We start from the raw sequence: 712 nt of genomic DNA on the forward strand, positions 1-712 counted from the left end.
GTCGGCGACGCCTCCACGTCCGTCGTGACGGACGGTGAGGGCGAGGTCGAGGGCGAGCGAGGTGCCGGCGGGGGCGGGTCCGTGGGCGGGCATGGCCCGATCATAGTCCGCCGGCTAATGATACGTTCGCCACCAACCATTAGCGCCAGCGACAGGTGCCGGTCAGCGGTGCCAGTCATCGGCGCCGGTCATCGGCGCCGTGCGTCATCGGCACACCAGGGAGGGGTCCATGGACGGCGATCTTCGGGAACTGCTGCGCGGCATCGAGGTGTTCGCGGGCGAGCTGCCGCACTTCGACCCGGCCGGGGCTCCCGCGACGCCGCGCGAGCTGTTCACCGAGTGGCTGCGCGGAGCACTGGCCGCGGGGGTGCGCGAGCCGCACGCGGCGACGCTGTCGACGGCCGGCGCGGACGGCGACCCGCAGGCCCGGGTGCTGATCCTCAAGGCCGTCACCGCGGACGGCTGGCAGTTCGCCACGGACGGCGGCAGCGTCAAGGCCCGGGACCTCGCGGAGCGGGCGTACGCCGCGCTGACCTTCTACTGGGCACCGCTGGCCCGCCAGATCCGGCTCCGCGGGCCCGTCGTGCGCGCGTCCGCCGAGGCGAGCGCGGCCGACTTCCTGGCGCGCGGCGCGCAGGCCCGCGCCGAGGCGCTGGTCGGACGGCAGTCCCGGCCGCTGCCGGGCGGCGCGGCCGAGCGGGACGCCGCGGTG

1 protein-coding gene is annotated in these 712 nt (G+C 76.1%); it reads left to right on the top strand.

Features of this window, described 5'->3' with window-relative positions:
* Positions 1–229 precede the first annotated feature (229 nt).
* The coding region (locus tag GTW43_RS26155; RefSeq protein ID WP_161304442.1) for a pyridoxamine 5'-phosphate oxidase family protein at positions 230–712 on the top strand (483 nt) is incomplete at its 3' end.

Origin of the sequence: Streptomyces sp. SID5785, from assembly GCF_009870065.1 — a bacterium.
GTDB lineage: Bacteria > Actinomycetota > Actinomycetes > Streptomycetales > Streptomycetaceae > Streptomyces.